General features: G+C 63.0%; 3 protein-coding genes. 1 reads left to right on the top strand and 2 read right to left on the bottom strand.

Annotation, left to right across the window (positions count from 1 at the left end; all coding sequences use genetic code 11):
- Window positions 1–189 precede the first annotated feature (189 nt).
- Window positions 190–2094 carry a hypothetical protein gene (locus AC3XYG_RS09140; protein WP_489139508.1) on the bottom strand — a complete coding sequence of 635 codons (1905 nt, stop codon included), beginning with the start codon at window positions 2092–2094 and terminating at the stop codon, window positions 190–192.
- A gap of 330 nt (window positions 2095–2424) precedes the next feature.
- The gene (locus tag AC3XYG_RS09135) at window positions 2425–3252 is read right to left on the bottom strand and encodes a helix-turn-helix transcriptional regulator (protein WP_489139507.1); all 828 of its coding nucleotides are present in this window, start codon (window positions 3250–3252) and stop codon (window positions 2425–2427) included.
- Window positions 3253–3434: 182 nt separating this feature from the next.
- On the opposite strand from AC3XYG_RS09135, the gene AC3XYG_RS09130 reads away from it, so the two are divergent.
- Window positions 3435–3719, top strand: a 285-nt coding sequence (locus tag AC3XYG_RS09130) for a cupin domain-containing protein (protein WP_489139506.1), incomplete at its 3' end; no start/stop codon positions are given.

Genomic DNA, 3719 nt, shown 5'->3' with positions numbered 1-3719 from the left:
ATCCTGCGCGGCGTCATCATCATCGCCGCGGTGACCCTGACCATGGGCACCATCCTGAAGACCAAGAAGCTCAAGCGCTGAGGCCGCTGTAAACGCGCAGTCGCGGCCGTCTGATGGCGGCCTCTCGGCTTCCGAAAAAGCAACGCCCCGGCCGCTAGGCGGCCGGGGCGCCGGGGGATCGGGAAGCGATTACAGCAGGGCGTCGAAAGCGCTCGCCGCGAAGAGATGGTTCAGCGCGCCGTGATCCTGGTCGTGCGTGGTGACGTTTGCCGTGTCCGCATGATGGGCGGCGGTCTGCTCGCGATCGCCGTGATGGCCGAACAAATCCGCCGCCAGCCCGTGCAGCGCCGCGGTGGAGTGATCCGCCTCCTCGGCGGCGGCGGCCGGGCCGCCGGTGATATGGATGCTGCTGAAATTGCCGGAGACGCCGTAGAAATTATGGGCACTCAACTCGCCCACCGTCACGTCCTTCAGCAGGATGGACTTGCCGCCTTCGCCGCCGCCGAAGATCTGCACCTTGGTGTCGGCACCGACCTGCACCAGCTCCAGTGCCGAGTAGTTGTACTGGAAGGCGCCGATGTTCAGCACCTGGTTTGCCGGATCGAAATGCTCGACGGTCTTTGACGTCGCCCAGCCCCAGCTCGACCAGTCGAAGTTATAGGCCTGGACCATCTGGGTGTAGGCACCGGTGATGTTCTCGAACATGTTGGGCGTCACTTGCGCCATGGTGACGCCGGTCAGGGTGATGCCGGCATAGATGCCGCCATCGGCCGCGACCACGCCGATCACCGCATTGTGGTTCGCATCCTCGGACAGCTGCAGATTCTTGAAGCCGATGCCGGCCGTTCCATTGATGACGTCGGTGGCCACGTCGAAACCGGCCACCGTGACCTTGCCGCTCCAGGCCAGGTTGTAGATGTCCGACACCTTGATCACATCCGCGAGATTGGCCTGGACGCTGGCGGCGGTCACGCCGGTCAGCACCACCTGCTCGGACGCGAAGTGGACCACCGCATTGCCCTGGGCGTTCGACGTGACGCTGACGTTCGACAGCGGGTTGGCGGTCGTGAAGCCGCGCAGCACCACGACGTCGTCATGGAGGGTGAAGCCGTTGATCGTGGTGGTCGCGCCGGAATACTCGGTCAGGAAGATCTTGTCATGGCCGCCGCCGGTGTCGACGACGTCGTTGCCCTGTCCGGCGAACAGGTTCTCGTTGTACTGGCTGCCGGAAATGTGGTCGTTGCCGGGCGTGTCGTAGATCGTGTCGAAACCGCCGAACTGCTGCATGTAGGTCTTGATCGATGTGCCGTTCTCGTCGGTCGAATCCGTGTTGTGGATCAGCAGATCCGCCGTGCCCCAGGCGCCGCGCAGATGGGCCGAGGCCAGGATGCCGGACATGGTGGCATGGACGGTGCTGCCGTCGGGCATGGTCCAGGTCTTGGCCAGCGCCTGGGTCCAGGTCATGTTCGCGGCCTTCAGCAGGTCGCTGATGACGCCGACGTTGAAGGCCATCACGTCACGGATGACCACTTCCTGCTTCGCCGTGTCCTTCAGGTCTTCCAGCGAGTTGACGCCGTTCTTGCCGGTGAAGGTGCCGTCCCAGCGGTTGATCGAGGTGGCGATCAGCGGCGTGGTGGCGCCATCCTGCAGGTACTGCGCCTCGGTCTTGCCATTGGCGAAGAGGCTGTTGTCGCCGACATAGACATAATATTTGTCATAACCGGTCGCCGCGTCGATCTGCGGCGCGTAGTAACCGGCCGAGATCAGCACCGCCTCGCCCACCTGGTAGCCCAGGAAGCCGAGGAAGTTGGTCGAGTGGTACTGCATCGTCTCGATCATCGCCGCGTCGGTCGGCGTGTTCTGATGGTAGTACTGGTCGACGCCGAGGGTCTGGAAATACTCCTTCACCGATATCGAGTGGTTGACGAAGTTGCCGTTGGCGTCACGCACGGCATGGCCGGGGGTGGTGACCTCGGGATAGCTGATCGCGGTGGGGTTGGTGTAATTGGCGGCATACCAGGCGGCCTTGGCCGGGTCGATGCCGGATTCGAAGCCGCGCAGATTGTCGAGGAAACCGTCGAAACTACCTGGCATCCCATCCTCCCATGTGACGTTGCCGGCCGCCCGCGGATACGCGCTGTCACGCCGCATGAGCGATCCATAGGTGTTATATGAGGCAAATTCCTACAGGCAGGCAAGAAAGTTTTTAAGCTGATGCTGGCTGTCCGCTTTCCGAAAAATACCGATTTATCGTCAAATTTTGCTGTTGCCGATTCTGTTCATGATTTCCATGGGTTGATATTATGTACGATCATTATTCCGATATGATCGGTCTATATGAGGAAAGCATGAGTGGTCGGTGGAGGGGCGACTGCCAGGCCCGATGGCCAGGTCGGGGCGAGGGGCGGATGCCTCGCGCCGACTCTACCGCTGCTGCTTGAACAGCTTGATCAGGTAGCTGCGCAGGTTCACGCCCTTGTTCCGGATGCCGAGCTTGTTGCGCAGGTTGTTGCGGTGGTTCTCGACCGTCTTGCCGGCGATCTGCAGGGTGTTGGCGATTTCCTTGCTGCTCTTGCCCATGCGGATGAAGTTGGCGATCTGCAGCTCCGACGGCGTCAGCAGCGAATAGAGCGACTCGTCGATGCCGGTGTCGGATGACAGCGCATCCTTGATGCTCTGCTCGATGATCTCGAGGCAGGTTTTCAGGAGAGAGCTGTTGGTCTTCTCCTTGTATTCGGCGATCTTGCGCAGGTGGTTGTTGCGGATCGCCTCCGACACATCCTCGAGCGTGTTGCTCATCAGCAGCGTACGCAGATCGTCCAGGCACTCCGCCATTTCCTTGGCGTAGTCGCCGTCGTCGTTGGACGCGGGCAGATCGGCGTCGTCGTCCTCCTGGTCCAGCAGGATGTGCAGCGCCCAGGTCCCGGTCTCCGACGTCAGCGGCTGGACCGTGAAGCGCAGGGCTTCCTGGGTGAAGGTGAAGGACGGCAGCCGGTCCGGCGCCTCGCGGCTCAACCGCAGCAGGGTGTGGCAGTTCTCCGCCCCCAGCAGGAACGAGAAATCCGACACCGACGGCGTCGCCGGCGCGTCCGGGTAGTTCTGATAGAGCACGCGCCCCGTCGCGTCGAAGATGATGACGAAGACGTTCCGCGCAGCCATCACCTGCTGCAGCAGCTCCTGCTGCCGCACCAGCCGGTCATGCTCGGTGACGACCGCCTTGACCTCGTCCAGCTGGTCCAGAAGGGCTGACATGCTTCCCGACAATACGCGTCCTTGGATGAGCGATATATAGGGGCCGTGCGGCGGGGAGGAAACGCTCAGTTTATCATAAGGCCGCTTCGGCATCCTCGGATGCCACCACGCAGGCGGGCAAGCAAATGACTTCCCCCTCAGCCGGGGCGGACTATCATCCGGCTGGCATGATGGAGGTTTCCATGTCGCCCGACAGCGCGCAGCGATTGATCGATGGGGTGAGGTCGCTGCTCGACGGCATCGACCATCCGGCGCTGGGCGCCTTCCTTGCCGACTGGCCGGCGCCGGATGCGACGCGGCGTCCGGTGGAGCATCGCCCGCTGCCGGTGCTCGGCTGGCTCGACGCCTTGCCGGCAGTCGCTAGCCCGGGGACGCGCGTCCTGGTGGAGCAGCTCGTCGCCGCGGCCGGGGATCTCGCCTGGGGCCAGACCTACCAGGTTGGCGATATCGGCGGCCGCTTCCTCGAG

This window comes from Inquilinus sp. (assembly GCF_057815775.1).
Note: the sequence above shows the minus strand (reverse complement) of the source record. Positions and strands in the feature narration are given on the sequence as shown.

What these genes read in the sequence shown, in the direction of transcription:
- AC3XYG_RS09140 (WP_489139508.1), bottom strand. Translation starts at nt 2,094, where the DNA reads ATGCCAGGTAGTTTCGACGGTTTCCTCGACAATCTGCGCGGCTTCGAA.
- AC3XYG_RS09135 (WP_489139507.1), bottom strand. Translation starts at nt 3,252, where the DNA reads ATGTCAGCCCTTCTGGACCAGCTGGACGAGGTCAAGGCGGTCGTCACC.